This window comes from Microbacterium luteolum (genome assembly GCF_039533965.1).
Lineage (GTDB): Bacteria > Actinomycetota > Actinomycetes > Actinomycetales > Microbacteriaceae > Microbacterium > Microbacterium luteolum.
Genome location: NZ_BAAAUN010000001.1, coordinates 613,716 through 632,461 on the forward strand (window position 1 = coordinate 613,716; position 18,746 = coordinate 632,461).

At 68.7% G+C, this 18,746-nt stretch carries 20 protein-coding genes and 2 tRNA genes; 10 read left to right on the top strand and 12 right to left on the bottom strand.

Going from position 1 to position 18,746, the window contains the following annotated elements; all coding sequences use genetic code 11:
- Positions 1-43: 43 nt before the first annotated feature.
- Complete coding sequence (locus tag ABD648_RS02995) at positions 44-589, bottom strand: single-stranded DNA-binding protein (protein ID WP_282217234.1); 546 nt, start codon at positions 587-589, stop codon at positions 44-46.
- Between the two features lie 206 nt (positions 590-795).
- Here ABD648_RS02995 and ABD648_RS03000 point away from each other — a divergent pair, with 206 nt between their 5' ends.
- On the top strand, positions 796-1,065 hold the full coding sequence (locus tag ABD648_RS03000) for a hypothetical protein (RefSeq protein WP_282217235.1): 270 nt from the start codon (positions 796-798) through the stop codon (positions 1,063-1,065).
- Between the two features lie 54 nt (positions 1,066-1,119).
- On the opposite strand, the gene ABD648_RS03005 is transcribed toward ABD648_RS03000, so the two are convergent.
- Positions 1,120-1,192, bottom strand: a tRNA-Arg gene (locus ABD648_RS03005).
- A 58-nt stretch (positions 1,193-1,250) separates the two neighbouring features.
- Between ABD648_RS03005 and orn the strand changes: the two genes are divergently transcribed.
- The 6 genes from orn (at position 1,251) to ABD648_RS03035 (ending at position 3,878) form a co-directional block, all read left to right on the top strand.
- A complete protein-coding gene (gene orn, locus ABD648_RS03010; protein ID WP_282217236.1) occupies positions 1,251-1,877 on the top strand; it encodes an oligoribonuclease in 627 nt (208 codons plus the stop codon).
- A gap of 36 nt (positions 1,878-1,913) precedes the next feature.
- A tRNA-His gene (locus tag ABD648_RS03015) sits at positions 1,914-1,989 on the top strand.
- Between the two features lie 77 nt (positions 1,990-2,066).
- Positions 2,067-2,699 carry a LysE family transporter gene (locus ABD648_RS03020; RefSeq protein ID WP_282217237.1) on the top strand — a complete coding sequence of 211 codons (633 nt, stop codon included), beginning with the start codon at positions 2,067-2,069 and terminating at the stop codon, positions 2,697-2,699.
- 41 nt (positions 2,700-2,740) lie between these two features.
- Positions 2,741-3,088 carry a metallopeptidase family protein gene (locus ABD648_RS03025; RefSeq protein ID WP_116635030.1) on the top strand — a complete coding sequence of 116 codons (348 nt, stop codon included), beginning with the start codon at positions 2,741-2,743 and terminating at the stop codon, positions 3,086-3,088.
- On the top strand, positions 3,085-3,381 hold the full coding sequence (clpS, locus tag ABD648_RS03030) for an ATP-dependent Clp protease adapter ClpS (RefSeq protein WP_282217238.1): 297 nt from the start codon (positions 3,085-3,087) through the stop codon (positions 3,379-3,381). Before ABD648_RS03025 ends, clpS begins: the two co-directional genes overlap by 4 nt.
- Positions 3,378-3,878, top strand: a complete 501-nt coding sequence (locus ABD648_RS03035) for a DUF2017 family protein (protein ID WP_282217239.1) — start codon at positions 3,378-3,380, stop codon at positions 3,876-3,878. Before clpS ends, ABD648_RS03035 begins: the two co-directional genes overlap by 4 nt.
- Before the next feature lie 4 nt (positions 3,879-3,882).
- Here ABD648_RS03035 and ABD648_RS03040 read toward each other — a convergent pair whose 3' ends face one another.
- From ABD648_RS03040 to gatC, 6 genes are all read right to left on the bottom strand, one after another.
- A complete protein-coding gene (locus ABD648_RS03040; protein ID WP_282217240.1) occupies positions 3,883-4,464 on the bottom strand; it encodes a nucleoside/nucleotide kinase family protein in 582 nt (193 codons plus the stop codon).
- Complete coding sequence (locus tag ABD648_RS03045; protein WP_116635034.1) at positions 4,448-4,765, bottom strand: hypothetical protein; 318 nt, start codon at positions 4,763-4,765, stop codon at positions 4,448-4,450. The genes ABD648_RS03040 and ABD648_RS03045 overlap by 17 nt, the downstream gene beginning before the upstream one ends.
- A gap of 37 nt (positions 4,766-4,802) precedes the next feature.
- Complete coding sequence (dinB, locus tag ABD648_RS03050; protein WP_282217241.1) at positions 4,803-6,059, bottom strand: DNA polymerase IV; 1,257 nt, start codon at positions 6,057-6,059, stop codon at positions 4,803-4,805.
- A gap of 79 nt (positions 6,060-6,138) precedes the next feature.
- Positions 6,139-7,653 carry an Asp-tRNA(Asn)/Glu-tRNA(Gln) amidotransferase subunit GatB gene (gatB, locus tag ABD648_RS03055; protein WP_282217242.1) on the bottom strand — a complete coding sequence of 505 codons (1,515 nt, stop codon included), beginning with the start codon at positions 7,651-7,653 and terminating at the stop codon, positions 6,139-6,141.
- Entirely contained in the window at positions 7,653-9,170 is a 1,518-nt protein-coding gene (gene gatA, locus ABD648_RS03060; RefSeq protein ID WP_282217243.1) for an Asp-tRNA(Asn)/Glu-tRNA(Gln) amidotransferase subunit GatA, read from the bottom strand. The genes gatB and gatA overlap by 1 nt, the downstream gene beginning before the upstream one ends.
- Complete coding sequence (gene gatC / locus ABD648_RS03065; RefSeq protein WP_282217244.1) at positions 9,167-9,466, bottom strand: Asp-tRNA(Asn)/Glu-tRNA(Gln) amidotransferase subunit GatC; 300 nt, start codon at positions 9,464-9,466, stop codon at positions 9,167-9,169. Before gatC ends, gatA begins: the two co-directional genes overlap by 4 nt.
- A 67-nt stretch (positions 9,467-9,533) precedes the next feature.
- Here gatC and ABD648_RS03070 point away from each other — a divergent pair, with 67 nt between their 5' ends.
- From ABD648_RS03070 to ABD648_RS03080, 3 genes are all read left to right on the top strand, one after another.
- The gene (locus tag ABD648_RS03070; RefSeq protein ID WP_282217245.1) at positions 9,534-11,234 is read left to right on the top strand and encodes a long-chain-fatty-acid--CoA ligase; all 1,701 of its coding nucleotides are present in this window, start codon (positions 9,534-9,536) and stop codon (positions 11,232-11,234) included.
- 65 nt (positions 11,235-11,299) lie between these two features.
- A complete protein-coding gene (locus tag ABD648_RS03075) occupies positions 11,300-13,117 on the top strand; it encodes a DEAD/DEAH box helicase (protein WP_282217491.1) in 1,818 nt (605 codons plus the stop codon).
- Positions 13,044-13,589, top strand: a complete 546-nt coding sequence (locus ABD648_RS03080) for a GNAT family N-acetyltransferase (RefSeq protein WP_282217246.1) — start codon at positions 13,044-13,046, stop codon at positions 13,587-13,589. The genes ABD648_RS03075 and ABD648_RS03080 overlap by 74 nt, the downstream gene beginning before the upstream one ends.
- Positions 13,590-13,634: 45 nt before the next feature.
- Here the strand turns inward: ABD648_RS03080 and ABD648_RS03085 are convergent, their stop codons facing one another.
- Genes ABD648_RS03085 through ABD648_RS03100 form a run of 4 tightly spaced genes read right to left on the bottom strand, consistent with a single transcriptional unit; the run spans position 13,635 to position 18,736 of the window.
- On the bottom strand, positions 13,635-14,102 hold the full coding sequence (locus tag ABD648_RS03085) for a hypothetical protein (RefSeq protein WP_282217247.1): 468 nt from the start codon (positions 14,100-14,102) through the stop codon (positions 13,635-13,637).
- The gene (gene ligA, locus ABD648_RS03090) at positions 14,099-16,414 is read right to left on the bottom strand and encodes an NAD-dependent DNA ligase LigA (RefSeq protein ID WP_282217248.1); all 2,316 of its coding nucleotides are present in this window, start codon (positions 16,412-16,414) and stop codon (positions 14,099-14,101) included. The genes ABD648_RS03085 and ligA overlap by 4 nt, the downstream gene beginning before the upstream one ends.
- 39 nt (positions 16,415-16,453) lie before the next feature.
- On the bottom strand, positions 16,454-17,551 hold the full coding sequence (gene mnmA, locus ABD648_RS03095) for a tRNA 2-thiouridine(34) synthase MnmA (protein WP_282217249.1): 1,098 nt from the start codon (positions 17,549-17,551) through the stop codon (positions 16,454-16,456).
- Between the two features lie 9 nt (positions 17,552-17,560).
- Positions 17,561-18,736, bottom strand: a complete 1,176-nt coding sequence (locus ABD648_RS03100; RefSeq protein ID WP_282217250.1) for a cysteine desulfurase family protein — start codon at positions 18,734-18,736, stop codon at positions 17,561-17,563.
- Between the last annotated feature and the right edge of the window lie 10 nt (positions 18,737-18,746).

Below are 18,746 nucleotides of genomic sequence, written 5' to 3' on the forward strand. Positions count from 1 at the left end.
CCCGCACCGCCGACCGGTCCTGGTCCGTCCCTTCGTCGCCTCTTCAGTGCGCGGTCGCGGACGTGGCTGCGGCACCCGCCGGGGCTTCCGCCCACGAGAGATCCAGATCGGGCAGCTCTCGATGATCGTCGGCGTCGGCATCGGCACCGGTATCGGTGTCGAAGTCGTTCTCCTGATCGGCCGAGCGCGCTTCCGGGGTGGCCCCGTGGGTCCCCGCGTCCGAAGGCGTCGCTCGACTCCGGGCGAGGAACGCGGTCGTCCCCCACCGCAGATCGTGTCCGATCGCCTCGGCGATGATGTCGACGCTGGTCCCCTGTTTGCCGTTGCTCTCCCAGGTGCGGATCCGGAGCCGACCGGTGACGATGACGCTGTCCCCCGTGCGGAGCGACGCCTTGGCATGCTCGCCGAGCTGCCGGAACGCGGCGACCGAGAACCAGTTGGTGTCCGCGTCGATCCACGCCTGGGTCGCGTTGTCGAATCGGCGGTGGGTGCTGGCGAGTCGGAAGTTGGTGACCGGCGCCCCTCCTCCGGTCTGTCCGTGTGTCGGATCGGTGGCTACTCGCCCGACGATGGTGACGGTGTCGATCATTCTCAGTCCTCTCGATGCCCGGGTCGAATGCCCGGATCGCACCAGCGTGCGGGATCGCGGTTCCCGACGGACACGTCAGACACGCGATCGGTGGAGAGCCCTCGTGAGATCCGGCGTGTGCAGAACAGCTTCGACGGTCCTCGCTGGCTCTCGGAGGAGGAATGTCGGTGGTCGGTCATATGTTCGAATCAGAGAAAGGAGTTCCGATGTCCGACAGCTTGACCACCTATCTGCCCGAGGTTCCCTACGCGACGCCTCGGCTCTCCTCCGCACGCGAGCACCTCGTCCGCGCGGCCGATCATCTCTGGCGCGTTCAGGACAGGACCGAGCGCGTCCTCGGCCACCTGAGGATCGTCGCCGACCCGCTGGGCCTGCGCTACCGCGCCGAGCGCCTGCACCTCGCGACGGGCACGTTCCGCATCGTCGGGGAGTTCTGGCGGCCGGACGACGCGGTCGCCGCACTGCGGTACTCCTGACCGGCTGCACTCGCCCTGCGGGACGAGTTGCGGTCGAGACGCAGTCGATCTGGGTGCCCCCGGCAGGATTCGAACCTGCGACCAAGAGATTAGAAGGCTCCTGCTCTATCCCCTGAGCTACGGAGGCGTGCATCTACCGTACCGCGCCCGGCCGCCGATGTCGGGCCCGTCGATAGTATGGCGGCATGGTATCTGCGTCCGAGAACGATCGTCTCGTATGGATCGACTGCGAGATGACGGGACTCGATCTGGCGGTCGATGAACTCGTCGAGATCGCCGTCGTCATCACCGATTTCGAGCTCCGCCCCATCGACCCCGGCTTTCAGGTCGTGATCCGCCCGAACGACGCGGCCCTCGCGAACATGAACGACTTCGTCACCAAGATGCACGAGACATCGGGGCTGATCGAGGAGATCCCCCACGGCGTCTCGCTGGAGGAGGCGGAAGCGCAGACACTCGCCTACATCCGACGATTCGTCCCTCTGGAGCGCAAGGCGCCCCTCGCCGGCAATACGATCGGCACCGACCGCATGTTCCTCGCGAAGTACATGCCGCAGGTCGATCAGTGGCTGCACTACCGGAACGTCGACGTCTCCAGCATCAAGGAGCTGTCGCGTCGCTGGTACCCGCGCGTGTTCTTCCAGGCTCCGTCCAAGGACGGTGGCCACCGCGCGCTCGCCGACATCCTGGAGTCGATCCGCGAGCTGCGCTACTACCGCGAGGCCGTCTTCGTCGCCGAGCCCGGCCCGTCCAGCGACGACGCACGCGGCATCGCGACCCGGACGGTGTCGGAGTTCACCTCGAACATGTAATAGACTCATCTGGTTGCCCGCTCCGGTGGGCACATGGTGGGTATAGCTCAGCTGGTAGAGCGCTGGCTTGTGGTGCCGGATGTCGCGGGTTCGAGTCCCGTTACTCACCCCAGCGAAGAGGCCCGAATCGGATGATTCGGGCCTCTTCTGCGTCTCGGCCGCCCAAGCGCCGGGCTCTAGACTGACGGGGTGTCACTCGCGGTCTGGTTCTCTCTTCTCACGGCCTCGGTGGTCATCAGCTTCACGCCCGGTGCCGGTGCGATCAACACGATGTCGAACGCGCTCAATCAGGGGTGGCGCCGTTCGATCTGGGGGATCGTCGGACAGCAGATCGCCCTCATCGTCCATGTCGCCATCGTCGCCGCCGGCGTCGGACTCCTGGTGTCGCGCTCGGAGTTCCTCTTCAACGCCATCCGGTACGCGGGCGCGGCCTACCTCGTGTTCCTCGGCATCCGGCTCATCCTCGCGAAGCCCGATGTCGTCGTCGCCGACGACGAGATCTCTCCCATCGACTCCCGCGAGAGCCACTGGTCGATGATCCGGCGCGGGTTCTGGGTCAACCTGCTCAACCCGAAGGCGATCGTCTTCTTCCTCGCCTTCATCCCCCAGTTCATCCGACTCGATGAGCCGCCTCTCCCCCAGTACCTCACGCTCGTCGTGACCGTGATCATCGTCGACGTCATCGTGATGTGGGGCTTCTTCGCCGCAGCTGCCCGCCCGTTCCGCCGTCTGACGCGTTCCGCACGCGGTCAACGCATCCTCAACACCGTGTTCGGCGTCCTGTTCATCGCTGTGGCGGCGCTGCTCGTCTTCCTTCATTGACACGGCCGTGTCGCCCCGCGCCCGCCCCTAGGCTGGAGCGGATGGAGATGGATGCTGCCGCCTTCGAGGCGCTCGTGATCGACGAGCTCGACCAGCTGCCCGACGACATGGTCGACGGGCTGGAGAACGTCGTGTTCGTCGTCGAGGACCGCCCCGAAGACGGCACCCTCGATCTGCTGGGGCTCTACGACGGGCTCGCTCTGACGGAACGCACCCAGTACGGCATGGGCGAGCTTCCCGATCGGATCGTGCTGTTCCGGGAGCCCCATCTCGCGCAGTGCGAGACCGAGACGGAGCTGCGGGACGAGATCCACACCACCCTGGTGCATGAGATCGCCCACTTCTACGGCCTCGACGACGAGCAGCTCCACGAGATGGGCTGGGCATGAGCACCCCGATCGCCGTCCCCGACCTCGAGGAGATCACCGATCTCCAGGCCGCTCCCCTCGAGCCCTGGGAAGTGGTCGTGTGGAACGATCCGGTGAATCTCATGAGCTACGTGGTCCGGGTGTTCCGGACGTATTTCGGCTACTCCACGGAGCGCGCGACAGCACTGATGCTCGCCGTCCACCACGACGGACACGCGATCGTCGCGACCGGGCCGCGCGAGACGATGGAGGTGCACGCCCAGGCGATGCATGACTACGGCCTCTGGGCGACGGTGCGGAAGGTGGGCGGATGAGCGCCCGGGAGATCGTCCTTTCGCTCGCCTTGATCGAAGGCGCACATCTCGCGCGGCTCGTGGACGACTTCCGCGAGTTGATGCGCGATCGCGCCGTGGAGGATCCGGCCGTTCGGCGGTTGACCCCGAGCGCGTACCCGGAGGATCAGGCGGCCGCGAAGGCGTTCGCCGACAGTACCCGGGACGAGTTGCTCGATCGGCGGCTCGACGAGGCGACCATCGTGAGCACGGCGCTCGACCCCTTCGACGTCGACGTCGACGTGCTGTCCGAGGAGGACGCACTGGCGCCCCGCGATCTCGTCATCGCAGAGGAAGAGATCGATGCCTGGCTGCGCACGCTCACGGCGATCCGGCTGGTGATCGCCGATCGGCTCGGGATCACCACGGAGGACCAGACCACCGACGACGCCCGTGGCGGCATCTACGACTGGCTCGGATACCGCCTCGAAGTGCTGATCCAGGCGGCCGATGAACTCGACGAGCGACGAGGCCGATGAACCTCTAGGGGACGTCGACGATCCTGGTCGCCAGCATCCGCGGGTCGTCGCGCTCCACATGGAGACGCTCCTGAGCCGCCCACCGGTCCCAGTGCGGCCGATACGTCTCGCCGTCACGCGCCAGCGCTCGAGCCTTGCGAGCGGGCTCCCCTGACTCCACCCAGATCCGCACGTCCCCGAGCCCGACCGTCGACGGCGTCAGGATGCCGCTGCCTTCGACGATGACGCCGAGAGCGGGGTCGACGGCGTGGCTCTCGGCCTCCGTCTCGCGCTCCCAGTCCCAGCGACGCCAGGTGCCCAGGTATCCGCGTCCGTGCGGACGGAGGATCCACTCGAGTGCACGATCCACACCGGCGTCGAGACCGTCCCAGCCCGGATACAGCGAATCCAGCGCGATCAGCTGCACCCGTCCCGCGAGCGGCCAGCGCGCTGCGAGCCGAGCGGCCAGAGTCGACTTCCCGGCACCGCTGCGACCGTCGATCAGGACGACCGGATTCGCCGCCGCCAGAGCGACGACATCCTGCGCGATCAGCGTCGCGGCGCGATCGATCGCTGCCGCGACCGGATCGTCACTTCTTGAGGGCACGGATGATGCGCGAGAGCGCCCGCCCGGTGACCCAGACGAACGGCACAGCCACGGCCAGCAGGGTGACGATGTTCGGCTCGAACCGCAGTCCCTCTTCGCGACGGACGTACACACCGACTGGGATGGAGACGCCGCCGCCACCACCGCCTTCGCCGCCTTCCGCGCTGCCGCCGCCGAAACCGGAGTAGGTGAGGGACACCGGAGTGATGCTCACCCCGTCGACGTCCTGCGGCTCACCGTAAGCGCTCTTCACGCCGAAGGACGCGATCTGCTTTCCCAGTTCCAGTGCAATGTTCGGCATGGTCCCACGCTAGCCCACGAATCACGGACGTGCGCGGTCAATCCACGCCGTGCGCCTTCGGATGCTGCGCCGCACCGCGCCCGTCGCCACGACCGATATGGCGTGCGCGACTGATCGTCGCGGTGCCGAACCTCGCGACTGCCTCGTCGACGGCCCCCTCGACCTTCCGCCAGTCCTCGTCGTCGTCCCACAGCCCCAGGCCACCGCCGCCGGCCGGACGCAGGTTCTCGGCGCGCACACCCAGTAGACGGACGGGATCACGACGATCGATCTGCTCGTACAGGGCCTGCGCGGCCTCGCCGATCCGCTGTCCGACGGCCGACGGCTCGCTCAGCGTCTGGGACCGGTTCAGCGTGCGGAAGTCGTCGAAGCGCACCTTGATCGAGACCGTGCCCGCTTCCCATTCCGCTCGCCTGAGCCGGGCCGCCACGCGGTCAGCGAGACGGAGCAGCTCCGCCCGGAGGAAAGCGCGGTCCAGGATGTCGTGATCGAAGGTCTCCTCGTGCCCGATGCTCTTCTCGATGCGCTCGGTCTCCACCGTGCGCGGATCCTCCCCGCGGGCGAGTTGCGCGAGTCGCGTGCTGAGCGCGGGGCCCACAGCCCGCTCGAGCATCTCGGGTGAGGACTCGCGGATGTTCTGGATCGTGCGGATGCCGCGGGCTTCCAGAGCCTCGGCCGCCTTGGGCCCGACGCCCCACATCGCCCGTACGGGACGCGGCGCGAGGAAGTCGAGCGTGTCGGCCGCCGCGACCACGAGCATCCCATCGGGCTTGGCGATGGTCGAGGCCATCTTCGCCACGTGCTTCGTGGCAGCGACACCGACGCTGCACGTGATCCCGACCTCGTCGAGCACGCGCTCACGGATGAGACCGGCAATGCGTGCAGGACTCCCCCAGAGGCGTCGGACGCCCTGCACGTCGAGGAACGCCTCGTCGACCGAGAGCGGCTCCACCAGCGGCGTGAACGATTCGAAGATCGCCATCACCTGACGGGAGACCTCCTGGTAGCGGTGGAAGTGCGGCAGCACGATACGCGCCGTCGGGCACAGCCGCAACGCCTGGGACACCGGCATGGCCGCGTGCACGCCGTACCGACGCGCCTCATATGAAGCGCTCGACACGACGGAGCGCCCGTCTGGAGCACCGATGATCAGCGGCAGCCCGCGCAGGCTCGGGTCGTCGAGGACCTCGACGGCCGCGTAGAACGCGTCCATGTCGACATGCAGGATGCGGGTCCCGGTGTCGTCGGCGTCGGTGGGCGAGGTGATCTGCCCTCTGCCGTCGCCGTGTCCCATGGGTCCATTCTCTCCCGGACCCCGGACACGAGCGTGTCGACGGGCTCAGCGCACCGAGGCGGCCGAGCCCGTCGAGGCGCTACTGCGCCGCGCGCTCGAGGATGAGCTCGCGGACACGCGCGGCGTCGGCCTGTCCCTTCATGGCCTTCATGACCGCACCGATCACAGCACCGGCCGCCTGCACCTTGCCGTCCTTGATCTTGGCGAGCACGTCGGGCTGCGCAGCGAAAGCCTCGTCGATGGCGGCGATCAGTGCGCCGTCGTCCGACACCACGGCGAGCCCGCGCGCGTCGATGACCTCTTGCGGGGTGCCCTCACCCGCGATGACGCCCTCGAGCACCTGGCGCGCGAGCTTGTCGGTGAGCGTTCCCGCGTCGATGAGCTTCTGCAGAGCGACGACGTTCTCCGGGCTGATGAGCTCGGACGCGTCCTTCTCCTGCGCGTTGGCCAGGCGGGAGATCTCACCCGTCCACCACTTGCGCGCCGTCGCGGGGGTCGCTCCGGCGGCGATCGTCGCCGCGACCTCTTCGAGGACGCCGTTGTTGCGCACATCCTGGAACTCGAGGTCGGTGAAGCCCCACTCCGTCATCAGGCGACGGCGACGGGCGACGGGCTGCTCGGGCAGCGCGGCACGCAGCTCCTCGATCAGCGCGGCGGCGGGCTCGACCGGAAGCAGGTCGGGCTCGGGGAAGTACCGGTAGTCGTCGGCATCCGACTTCGGTCGACCCGGCGACGTGGTGCCGGTGTCCTCGTGCCAGTGCCGCGTCTCCTGGGTGATGGTGCCGCCGTCGGCGAGGATCTGCGCCTGGCGCTGGATCTCGTACTTGACCGCGCGCTCGACCGAGCGCATCGAGTTCACGTTCTTGGTCTCGGTGCGCGTGCCGAGCTTCTCGGTTCCGCGCGGACGGAGCGAGATGTTCGCATCGCAGCGCAGGTTGCCGCGCTCGAGACGGGCCTCGGAGATGCCGAGACCGCGGACGATGTCGCGGATCGTCTGGACGTAGGCCTTGGCGACCTCCGGCGCTCGGTGTTCCGTGCCGACGATCACCTTCGTGACGATCTCGACCAGCGGGACGCCTGCCCGGTTGTAGTCGACGAGCGAGTACTCGGCGCCCTGGATGCGTCCGGTCGCTCCGCCCATGTGGGTGAGCTTGCCGGCGTCCTCCTCCATGTGCGCGCGCTCGATCGGGATGGTCACGATCGTGCCGTCCTCGAGCTCGACCTCGACGGACCCCTCATACGCGATCGGCTCGTCGTACTGCGAGATCTGGTAGTTCTTGCCGAGGTCCGGGTAGAAGTAGTTCTTCCGAGCGAAACGACTCGACTCGGCGATCGAGCAGCCGAGCGCGAGGCCGAGGCTGATCGATGAGCGGATCGCCGTCTCGTTCACCACGGGCAGCGACCCCGGCAGGCCGAGGTCGACGGGAGCGATGAGGGTGTTCGGCTCGGCCGCGTGGTACTTCTCGTTGGCCGGGTTCGGCGCGTCCGAGAACATCTTCGTGTTGGTGTTGAGCTCGACGTGAACCTCGAAGCCGAGGACGGGCTCATACAGCTCGAGCGCCTTGTCGTAGTCCATGAGCTTGGCGGTGGCCATCAGCGGTTTCCTCCTGCGAGCTGGGGTGCGCGGGTGAGGAGGGGGGCTCCCCAGGAGTCGAGCAGCACGGTCTCGAGTGCGGCGCCGACCTTGTACAGACGAGCGTCCTCACGAGCGGGCGCGAGGAACTGGATGCCGACCGGCAGCCCGTCCTCCTCGGCGAGACCGCTCGGGATCGAGATACCGGGGACGCCGGCGAGGTTCGCCGGGATGGTCGTGACGTCGTTCAGGTACATCTGCAGCGGGTCGTCGATCTTCTCGCCGATCTTGAACGCCGTGGTCGGCGCCGACGGCGTCGCGATCACGTCGACCTCGGCGAAGGCGTTCGCGAAGTCCTGCTGGATGAGCGTGCGCACCTTCTGCGCGCTGCCGTAGTACGCGTCGTAGTAGCCCGCGGACAGTGCGTAGGTGCCCAGGATGATGCGGCGCTTGACCTCGTCGCCGAAGCCGGCGTCGCGAGTCGCGGACATCACGTCCTCGACGGTCGGGTTGCCGTCGGGGGTGACGCGCAGCCCGAACCGGACGGAGTCGAACTTCGCCAGGTTGCTGGACGCCTCAGCCGGGAGGATCAGGTAGTACGCGGCCACGCCGTACTCGAAGTGGGGTGCGCCGATCTCGACGATCTCCGCACCCTGCGCCTCCATCAGCGCGAGCGCGCTGCGGAAGGACGCCGCGACGCCGGGCTGGAAACCGCTGTCCGGGAGCTCCCGGATGACACCGACCTTGAGGCCCTTGAGCACGTCACCGCGGGCACCCTCGCGGGCGGCATCCGCGAACGAGGGCCACGCATCGCGGAGCGACGTGGAGTCCTTCGGGTCGTACCCGCCGATGACATCGTGCAGCAGGCCCGCGTCGAGCACGGTTCGCGTGACGGGTCCGACCTGGTCGAGGCTCGAGGCGAGGGCGATCGCCCCATAGCGGCTCACGCCGCCGTAGGTGGGCTTCACGCCGACCGTGCCCGTGACGTGTGCGGGCTGACGGATCGATCCGCCGGTGTCGGAGCCGAGCGCGAGCGGCGCCTCGAAGGCTGCAACGGCGGCAGCGGAACCGCCGCCGGAGCCGCCGGGGATGCGGTCGAGGTCCCACGGGTTGCGGGTGGGACCGTACGCGGAGTGCTCCGTGGAGGACCCCATGGCGAACTCGTCCATGTTGGTCTTGCCGAGCGGGATGAGCCCCGCGGCACGCGAGCGAGCCACGACGGTCGCGTCGTACGGCGAGCGGTAGCCCTCGAGGATGCGCGAACCGCTGGTGGTCGGCTGATCGTCGGTGACGAGCACGTCCTTGATCGCCAGCGGAACGCCCGCGATCGGACCGAGCTGCTCCCCCGCCGCGCGTCGGGCGTCGATGGCCTCGGCTGCCGCGAGAGCGCCCTCGTTCACGTGCAGGAAGGCGTGGACGTCGCCGTCGACGGCGGCGATGCGATCGAGGTGCGCCTGCGTGGCCTCGACGCTCGAGATCTCACGGGACGCGAGCTTGTCGGCGAGTTCCGCAGCGGTCAGTCGGATGATGTCGCTCACTGCTCTTCTCCCAGGATCGCGGTGACGCGGAACCGGCCGTCGGCGGCGTCCGGAGCGTTCTGCAGCACCTGCTCGTGCGTCAGGGTCTCCCCGACGACGTCGGGACGGAAAACGTTGCTCAGCGGGATCGGGTGGCTCGTCGCGACGATGTCGGCGGTCGCCACCTCCGAAACCTTGGCGATGTTGTCGACGATGGCGTCGAGCTGGCCCGTGAGCCGCGTCACCTCGTCGTCGTTCAGCTGGATACGCGCGAGCACGCCGAGATGGCGCACGAGATCAGGGGTGATTTCAGACACGCTTCCAGTCTAGTTGGCGCGTCCGTCGCGCCCTGCCCGATCGGATCCGTCACCTTATGCTGGGCACGTGAGCCCGTTCCAGCCTCCTCGCCCGTGGGTCGCCAGCTATGCCGCCGGTGTTCCCGAAGACCTCGCTCCCGTCGAGGGATCGCTGATCGACATCGTCGCGGCATCCGCGAGGGACTATCCCGAGGCCCCCGCCCTCCAGTTCTTCGGCAGGGAGACGACCTACGCCGAGCTGCAGGACGCGATCGACCGCGCTGCCGCCGGGCTCCGCGATCTGGGCGTGCGAGCGGGCGATCCGGTCGCGATCGTGCTGCCGAACTGCCCGCAGCACATCGTCGCGTTCTACGCCGTCCTCCGACTCGGCGCCGTCGTCGTCGAGCACAACCCGCTCTACACGCCGCGGGAGCTGCGCAAGCAGTTCGAGGATCACGGCGCGAAGCATGCGATCGTCTGGAACAAGGTCGTCGCCACGGTGCAGGAGTTCCCGGCCGACCTCGCCGTCACGAATCTCATCTCGGTCGATGTGACGCAGGCGATGCCCTTCCTCACCCGCGTGGCCTTGCGGCTGCCGGTCGCGAAGGCGCGCGAGTCACGCGCCGCACTCACCGAGAAGGTGCGAGGCACGATCACCTGGGATGCTCTCGTGAAGTCGGCACCGATCCCCGCGTCGCACCCGAAGCCGTCGACCGACGACCTGGCGATCATCCAGTACACGTCCGGCACCACCGGCACTCCCAAGGGCGCCTCGCTCAGCCACCGGAATCTGCTCGCCAACGCGGCGCAGGCCCGGACATGGGTGCCGTCGATCCAACGCGGCAAGGGATGCGTCGTCTACGCGGTGCTGCCGATGTTCCACGCGTACGGCCTCACGCTCTGCCTGACCTTCGCGATGTCGATGGGCGCTCGGCTCGTGCTCTTCCCCAAGTTCGATCCCGACCTGGTGCTGGATGTCGTGAAGAAGCACCCCGCGACGTTCCTGCCGCTCGTTCCGCCGATCGCCGATCGGCTGCTCGCCGCCGCGCGCGAGAAGGGCGTCTCCCTCGACGGCATCGAGGTGGCGATCTCCGGCGCGATGGCACTGCCGCACGAACTCGTCGTCCCGTTCGAGAAAGCCACGCACGGATACCTCGTCGAGGGATACGGCCTCAGCGAATGCTCCCCGGTGCTGATGGCCAACCCCGTCGCCGAGCACCGCGTACCCGGCACGGTCGGACTCCCCCTCCCCGGAACCGAATGCCGTGTGGTCGATCCGGAGAACCCCACGCAGGACGTGCCGGAGGGCTCGCCCGGTGAGCTCGTCGTGCGCGGACCGCAGGTCTTCTCGGGCTACTACGGCAAGCCGGAGGAGACCGAAGAGGTGTTCGTCGACGGCTGGTTCCGCACGGGAGACATCGTCACGATCGACGAGGCCGGCTTCATCCGCATCGTCGACCGCATCAAGGAGCTCATCATCACCGGCGGGTTCAACGTCGCGCCCACCGAGGTCGAGAACGCGCTGCGACAGCATCCGCAGGTGGTGGATGCCGCGGTCGTCGGGCTCGCGAGCGAGCACTCCGGCGAAGAGGTCGTCGCGGCGATCGTCGTGGACAGTGGTACGGATGTGGATGTCGAGGCGATCCGCGAGTTCGCCCGCAGCATCCTCACCCCCTACAAAGTGCCGCGGCGCATCTTCGTGGTCGACGAACTCCCGAAGTCGCTGATCGGGAAGGTGCTGCGCCGACAGGTGAAGGAGAAGCTCGTCGCTCTGACGACGGGCCGCTGAGGACGCCCTCACAGGCGCTGAGAGCGTGGGGGCGCTACCCTTGGGTAGTGACTCCTGAAGATGCAGTGCTGACCGACGCCCCCGAGGACTCCCCCGCGACCCCCGGATTCGAGGAGCTCGGCATCACCGGGCCCGTCCTCAAAGCCATCAAGGATCTCGGCTACGAGACGCCTTCCCCCATCCAGGCCGCGACGATCCCGACCTTGCTGTCCGGACGCGACGTCGTCGGACAGGCGCAGACCGGAACCGGCAAGACCGCGGCTTTCGCACTCCCGGTGCTCGAGCGCCTCGACGTGTCGCAGAAGATTCCCCAGGCACTCGTGCTCGCGCCGACCCGCGAGCTCGCACTGCAGGTGTGCGAGGCGTTCGAGTCCTACGCCTCGAAGATGAAGGGCGTCCACGTCCTCCCCGTCTACGGCGGCCAGGGCTACGGCGTGCAGCTGTCGGCACTGCGTCGTGGTGTGCACGTGATCGTCGGCACTCCGGGCCGGATCATGGACCACCTCGCGAAGGGCACGCTCGATCTGTCCGAGCTGAAGTACCTGGTGCTCGATGAGGCCGACGAGATGCTCAAGATGGGCTTCGCGGAAGACGTCGAGCAGATCCTCGCCCAGACCCCCTCCGAGAAGCAGGTCGCCCTCTTCTCGGCGACCATGCCTCCGCAGATCCGCCGCCTCGCGCAGAAGTACCTGAGCGACCCGGAAGAGATCAGCATCAAGTCGAAGACCGCGACCGGCACCAACATCACGCAGCGCTACCTGGTGGTGTCGTACGCGCAGAAGGTCGACGCGCTCACGCGCATCCTCGAGGTCGAGAACTTCGACGGGATGATCGTCTTCGTCCGCACGAAGAACGAGACCGAGACCCTCGCCGAGAAGCTCCGTGCACGTGGGTACTCGGCGACCGCCATCAACGGCGACGTGGCGCAGGTGCAGCGCGAGCGCAGCGTCAACCAGCTGAAGGACGGCAAGCTCGACATCCTCGTCGCGACCGATGTCGCTGCCCGCGGACTCGACGTCGAGCGCATCAGCCACGTCATCAACTTCGACATCCCCACCGACACCGAGTCCTACGTGCACCGCATCGGTCGCACCGGCCGGGCCGGCCGCACGGGTGATGCGATCAGCTTCATCACGCCCCGTGAGCGCTACCTGCTCAAGCACATCGAGAAGGCCACACGCCAGCAGCCCACTCAGATGCAGCTGCCGACGACCGATGACGTCAACACCACGCGTCTCGCGCGGTTCGACGATGCGATCACCGCCGCGCTCGGCGACACGGCGCGGGTCGAGAAGTTCCGCGACGTGATCTCCCACTACGTGCGCAACCACGACGTGCCCGAAGCCGACGTCGCGGCCGCGCTCGCGATCGTCTCGCAGGGCGACACCCCGCTCCTGCTCGACCCCGCCGAAGACCGGCTGGCCAAAGCGGTCGAAGCCGACAACCGGCCGCCCCGCGAGGGTGGTGCCCGCGGCACCAGGGATACGCGCGAGCCGCGTGAGCCCCGCACCGAGCGTCGCGGTCGCGGCGACTACACCGCGTACCGCATCGAGGTGGGCCGTCGACACCGGGTCGAGCCGCGTCAGATCGTCGGCGCTCTCGCGAACGAGGGTGGTCTCGGTCGCGACGACTTCGGCGTGATCAACATCCGTCCCGACTTCTCGACGGTCGAACTGCCGGCGAACCTCAGCCCGACCGTGCTCGAGAAACTGCGCGACACGCGCATCTCGGGACGACTGATCGAGATCAAGCCGGACCGCGGCCCGGGGGCTCGACGCAGCGACACGCGCGAGGGCGGCTACGAGCGACGTGATCGCGACGAGCGCCCGCCGCGCGGCGACCGCGAGGACAAGCCGTTCCGCAAGCCCCGCCACAAGAGCTGAGCGAACGGCGGCGAGCGTGCTGATCGAACAGGCCACCTTCGATGATGTGGACGGCCTCGCGCTTCTGAAATGGCGTGACGATATGGACGGTTCCTCTCGCGCAGAGTCGGCCGTCGAGTTCGCGGCGGACCTCGATACCTGGTGGCGCGATCACCGGCGCTCCCACTTCGCGTTCGTCGCACGCTCGGGCGAGCACGGGATCGTCGGCGCGGCGTGGGTCGCGTTGCTTCCGCGCGTGCCGAGGCCGGGTCAGGTGGAACGGCTGTCCGCCGACATCCAGAGTGTGTTCGTGTTGCCGGAGCATCGGGGGCACGGGATCGGGACAGAGCTCGTCTCTGCGGCGTATCAGCATGCAGTGTCCGCAGGTGCGGCCAAGGTCGTCGTGAACTCCAGCGTCGGCGCGGTTTCGCTCTATCGACGCCTGGGCTTCGACGTCTCCCCCGTGCTGCTCGTGCGCGATGCCGTGGACTGACACCACCCGTACAGGATGCCGTTGCGATCGACGGTGCCCGGCGGGCTAGACCGATTCCCGCGCGAGCTGCGCCGCGATATCGATCAGCGACTCCGGATGTGCGAGAAGCGCACGCTGCTCCGGATTCTCGATGAGGTGCGTGAGCAATCGGTGCGCGCCCATGACCGTCGGCTCCCAGTATCCGCCGACGTGGTGACGGCTCAGCGGCACGGTCGTCGACTCTCCGTCGACCGTGAGAGTCACCGCGCCGTCATCCGGATCCACGCCGAGATCGGACAGGGCCACCGCGGTCAGAGCACCCAGCACGATCGTGCCGACGAGCCCCGGCAGCCGGAAACGCGTGGTCGGCACATCCAGCAGGATGCTCTCCACACTCGACCACGGCACGATGCCTCGGTTGTCGACGCCCTCCCGGAGGATCACCGCGTCCGGCGTGAGTCGCAGGTGGTTCCGCCCGGGATCGCCGACAGCCAGCGCATCAGGGACGGCGATCAGCGGTCCGTAGCGCTTCATGCGAGAGCGTCAGGCCCCTCGGTCACGAGGATGTGGAACTGCGCCGCGTCGAGGATGCGGATGCCGAGCTCTTCGGCCTTCCCGAGCTTGGAGCCGGCGCCGGGGCCGGCGGCGACGAAGTCCGTCTTCTTCGACACGCTCGAGGCGGCCTTGCCACCTGCCATGATGATGGCCTCCTGCGCACCATCGCGGGTATACCCGTCGAGCGAGCCCGTGGCGACGATCGTGAGTCCCTCGAGCACCCCGCCCGCCGCGATCGCACCGCCAGGACCCGGATGGCCGGGCGTCGACCACTGCACGCCCGCCTCCGTCCAGCGCAGCACGATCTCCTGGTGCCAGTCGATCTCGAACCACGCGAGGAGCGAGTCGGCGATGATGCCGCCGACTCCCTCGACCGACGCGAGTTCATCGCGGGATGCCGCACGGATCGCTTCGAGTGAGCCGAACCACTGCGCCAGCGCCCGAGCCGCGGACGGACCGACGTGGCGGATGTTCAGCGACACGAGCAGCCGCCACAGGTCCTTCGTCTTGGCCTTCTCGAGCTCAGCCAGCAGGGTGATGGCCTGCGACGACGGCTGCGGGCCTTCCGCGCCGGCCTTCTTCTCGGCGGCCGTGGGGTTGCGCCGGAACGGTGCCCTCGTCTTCACGAGCCCGTCTTCGTCTTCCTTCGGAAGCCCGGTCTCGGCGTCGCGCACGAAGAGCTCGATCGGTACGAGCTGCTCGATCGTGAGATCGAACAGCCCCGCCTCGGTCTCCAGCGGGGGCACCTCTGGCGAGGTCGGCTGAGTGAGTGCGGCGGCGGTGACCTCGCCGAGGGCCTCGACGTCGAGTGCGCCACGCGACCCGATGTGCTCGACACGACCGCGCACCTGTGCGGGGCACGAGCGGGCGTTCGGGCAGCGGAGGTCGATGTCGCCCTCCTTCATGGGCCGCAGCGCCGTTCCGCACTCCGGGCACTCCACCGGCATCACGAACTCGCGCTCCGAGCCGTCGCGCTTGTCGACCACCGGTCCGAGCACTTCGGGGATCACGTCGCCCGCCTTGCGCAGTACGACCGTGTCGCCGATGAGCACGCCCTTGGCCTTCACCACGTCCTTGTTGTGCAGGGTCGCCTGACGGACCACGGAACCCGCGACCTGCGCCGGCGCCATCACGGCGAACGGTGTGGCGCGACCGGTCCGACCCACCGAGACGACGATGTCGAGCAGCTTCGTCTGCACCTCTTCCGGCGGGTACTTGTAGGCGATCGCCCACCGCGGAGCTCGGCTGGTCGCGCCGAGCTCATCGTGCAGCTCGAGCTCGTCGACCTTGACGACGATCCCGTCGAGCTCATGCTCGATGTCGTGCCTGTGCTCGCCGAAGTACTCGACGAACGACGCCACCTCGTCGATCGAGCCGCACACCCTGGTGTGCGGACTCGTCGGCAGGCCCCACTCCGCCAGCAGGTCGTAGACCTCGCTCTGCGCCTCGACCGGCGGATTCACCCAGGCGCCGACGCCGTGCACGTAGAGCGCGAGCGACTCGATGCGCAGGAGCCCCGCCTCGAGTTCGAGCCCGTCCTTCTTTTCGATCTGCTGGCGGAGTCCGCCGCTCGCCGCGTTCCGAGGATTCGCGAACGAGGGGAACCGCCGTGCAGCGGCCGTGCGGGCTTTCTCCTCGTCGAACGGCTTCTTGGCTCCGCCGCGCGCCTCCCAGCGTGCGAGCGCGTCGTTGTAGGCGCGGTCACGGAAGGCCGCCTGCGCGGCATTGAGCCGCTCGAACGCCGCGACGGGGATGAAGACCTCTCCGCGGACCTCGACGATCTCGGGATGTCCCTCACCGCTGAGGCGCTCGGGGATCTCCGGCAGCCGGAGCGCGTTCTCCGTGACGATCTCACCCACGCGCCCGTCTCCTCGCGTGGCCGCCGACGTGAGCACGCCGTTCTCGTAACGCAGGTTGATGGCGAGCCCGTCGATCTTCAGCTCGGTGAGCCAGGCGACCTTCCGCCCGGCGGATGCCTGGGTCTTCGCGGCCCACTCCCGCAGCTCCTCGATCGAGAAGACGTTGTCGAGGCTCAGCATCCGCTCGGCATGCTCGATGGTGGCGAGGCCCGTCGCCTCGGCAGCGCCGACCATCTGCGTCGGGGAGTCCTGGCCCTGCAGTTCGGGGTGCAGGCGCTCGAGCTCTTCGAGACGGTGCATCCAGCCGTCGTAGGTGAAGTCGTCGACGACCGAGGTGTCGCGCCCGTAATAGGCGTCCTTCGCCTCGAGGATGCGAGTGGTCAGCTCTTCGGCTTCGGTTCGGGCGTCTTCCAGCGAGATGTTCTCCGGCACCCCGTCAGTCTACGAGCGGGCGCCGACATCCATCGAGATCTACGCGCCGACGGGCACGGCCGACACGGTGGTGTCGATCGTGAACTGCCCGAGCACGCGCGTCCCCACATAGAGCACCGCGGTCTGCCCCGGCGCGACACCGTCGAGCGGGACCTCGGGAACGACACGCACGCCGTCGTCGGTCACCGTCGCGACGGCCGCGACGGGCTCGGAATGCGCGCGGATCTGCACATGGCACGCGAAGGACGAGTCGACGGGCCCTGCACCGGCCCAGCTGTAGCGCTCGCCCGCGATCTCCGCGATCGCGAGAGCCTCCTTCGGACCCACGACGATGGTGTTCGACACCGGGCGCACCTCGAGCACGAACCTCGGCTTGCCGTCGGCCGCCGGCACGCCGAGCTTGAGCCCCCGGCGCTGTCCGACCGTGAAGGCGTGCGCCCCCTCGTGCGACCCGACCACCTCGCCTGCGCGATCGACGATCTCGCCGGTGGCGGTGCCGACCTTCTCGGCGAGCCATCCGCGGGTGTCGCCGTCGGGGATGAAGCAGATGTCGTGGCTGTCGGGCTTCTGCGCGACGGTCAGCCCGCGCGCCTCCGCCTCCGCACGCACGATCGCCTTCGACGGCGTCGTGCCGAGCGGGAAGTAGGTGTGCGCGAGCTGCTCGGTCGTGAGCACCCCGAGCACGTAGGACTGGTCCTTCGCGTTGTCCGAGGCTCGATGCAGCTCAAGCCCGTGCTCGCCGTCGATGAGCGTGGCGTAGTGACCGGTGCACACGGCGTCGAAGCCGAGTTCGATCGCGCGCTCCAGGAGGGCGGCGAACTTGATCTTCTCGTTGCAGCGCATGCACGGGTTCGGCGTACGTCCGGCCTGGTACTCGGCGATGAAGTCGTCGATCACGTCGTCGCGGAAGCGCTCGGAGAAGTCCCACACGTAGAACGGGATGCCGAGCAGGTCGGCGGCGCGGCGCGCATCGAGGGCGTCCTCGATCGTGCAGCATCCGCGGCTTCCCGTCCGCAGCGTTCCGCCGGCTCGGGAGAGCGCCAGGTGCACGCCGACCACGTCGTGCCCCGCCTCCACGGCACGCGCGGCCGCGACGGCGGAGTCGACTCCGCCGCTCATCGCCGCCAGTATCCGCATGAGACCAGTCTACGAGCGTGCGCCTGTGCCGGACCCGGATGCGCGGAGGTAGGCGTCGGCGATCGCGTCGAGCACCGCGTCGACGTCGGCATCCGTCGAGGTGCGACCGAGCGAGAACCGCAGCACGCTCCGGGCGTCCCGTTCGCTCCGGCCCATGGCCATCACCACGTGCGAGGGCTCGGCGACGCCCGCCTGGCAGGCGGAGCCGGTGGATGCGGCGACACCTGCGACGTCGAGGAGGAACAGGAGGCTCTCCCCCACCGCACCGGGGAAGAGCACGTGGGCGTTGCCGGGGAGCCGGTGGACCGGGTCACCGAGCAGCTCCGCGGCGGGTACGGCCGAGCGGATGCCGGCGACGAGACGGTCGCGCAGAGCGGACAGACGAACGGCCTCGACTTCGCGCTCCGACTCGGCGAGCTCCAGAGCCGTCGCGAAGGCCGCGGCCCCGGCCACGTCCTGGGTCCCGGCGCGGAGACCGCGCTGCTGGGCACCACCGCGGAGCATCGCGGTCATCCGGGCCGTCCGAGCAGTGACGAGGACGCCGACGCCGACGGGTGCACCGATCTTGTGCCCGGCCAGACTCAGCGCGACGAGTCCGACCCCGGGTGCCGCATCCCCCCGCAGCCCGCGGAAGGAGAGGGGCAGGTGACCGAGGGCGGCGACGGCGTCGAGGTGGAGCGGCACCCCGGCGATCGCGCTCGACGAGGCCAGCGCGGCCGCATCGTTGACGGTGCCCGCCTCGTTGTTCGCGACGAGAGCCGTGGCGAGGGCCGCCCCGGGGAGCTGGCGGGCGAAGGCGTCCATGTCGATGCCGGCCAGCGCTGTGACACCGACGGCACGCACCTGCGCACCCTCTTCAGCCAGGGCCGCGACGGTGTCCATCGTGGCGTGGTGCTCGGCATCCGGCATCACGATCGCCTCCGCGCCGGCGGGGCGCGAACGCCAGAGCCCCTGCAGTGCGAGGTTGATCGACTCGGTGCCACCAGACGTGAACACGATCTCGATCGGATCGGCATCCAGCACCGCCGCAACGCGCTCGCGCGATTCCTCGAGCAGACGCCGCGCGTCCTGCCCGGCGCCGTGCGTCGAAGAGGCGTTGCCGACCGTCTCGGTCGCTTCCAGCCAGGCATCGCGCGCCTCAGGCCGCAGAGGCGTGGTCGCCGCATGGTCCAGGTAGTGCCGCATCCCTCGATTC

Excerpts from the sequence above, each read along its gene's own strand:
- ABD648_RS02995 (WP_282217234.1), bottom strand. The coding sequence starts at position 589 with ATGATCGACACCGTCACCATCGTCGGGCGAGTAGCCACCGATCCGACA.
- ABD648_RS03000 (WP_282217235.1), top strand. The coding sequence starts at position 796 with ATGTCCGACAGCTTGACCACCTATCTGCCCGAGGTTCCCTACGCGACG.
- orn (WP_282217236.1), top strand. The coding sequence starts at position 1,251 with ATGGTATCTGCGTCCGAGAACGATCGTCTCGTATGGATCGACTGCGAG.
- ABD648_RS03025 (WP_116635030.1), top strand. The coding sequence starts at position 2,741 with ATGGAGATGGATGCTGCCGCCTTCGAGGCGCTCGTGATCGACGAGCTC.
- clpS (WP_282217238.1), top strand. The coding sequence starts at position 3,085 with ATGAGCACCCCGATCGCCGTCCCCGACCTCGAGGAGATCACCGATCTC.
- ABD648_RS03035 (WP_282217239.1), top strand. The coding sequence starts at position 3,378 with ATGAGCGCCCGGGAGATCGTCCTTTCGCTCGCCTTGATCGAAGGCGCA.
- ABD648_RS03045 (WP_116635034.1), bottom strand. The coding sequence starts at position 4,765 with ATGCCGAACATTGCACTGGAACTGGGAAAGCAGATCGCGTCCTTCGGC.
- dinB (WP_282217241.1), bottom strand. The coding sequence starts at position 6,059 with ATGGGACACGGCGACGGCAGAGGGCAGATCACCTCGCCCACCGACGCC.
- gatB (WP_282217242.1), bottom strand. The coding sequence starts at position 7,653 with ATGGCCACCGCCAAGCTCATGGACTACGACAAGGCGCTCGAGCTGTAT.
- ABD648_RS03085 (WP_282217247.1), bottom strand. The coding sequence starts at position 14,102 with ATGAAGCGCTACGGACCGCTGATCGCCGTCCCTGATGCGCTGGCTGTC.
- mnmA (WP_282217249.1), bottom strand. The coding sequence starts at position 17,551 with ATGCGGATACTGGCGGCGATGAGCGGCGGAGTCGACTCCGCCGTCGCG.
- ABD648_RS03100 (WP_282217250.1), bottom strand. The coding sequence starts at position 18,736 with ATGCGGCACTACCTGGACCATGCGGCGACCACGCCTCTGCGGCCTGAG.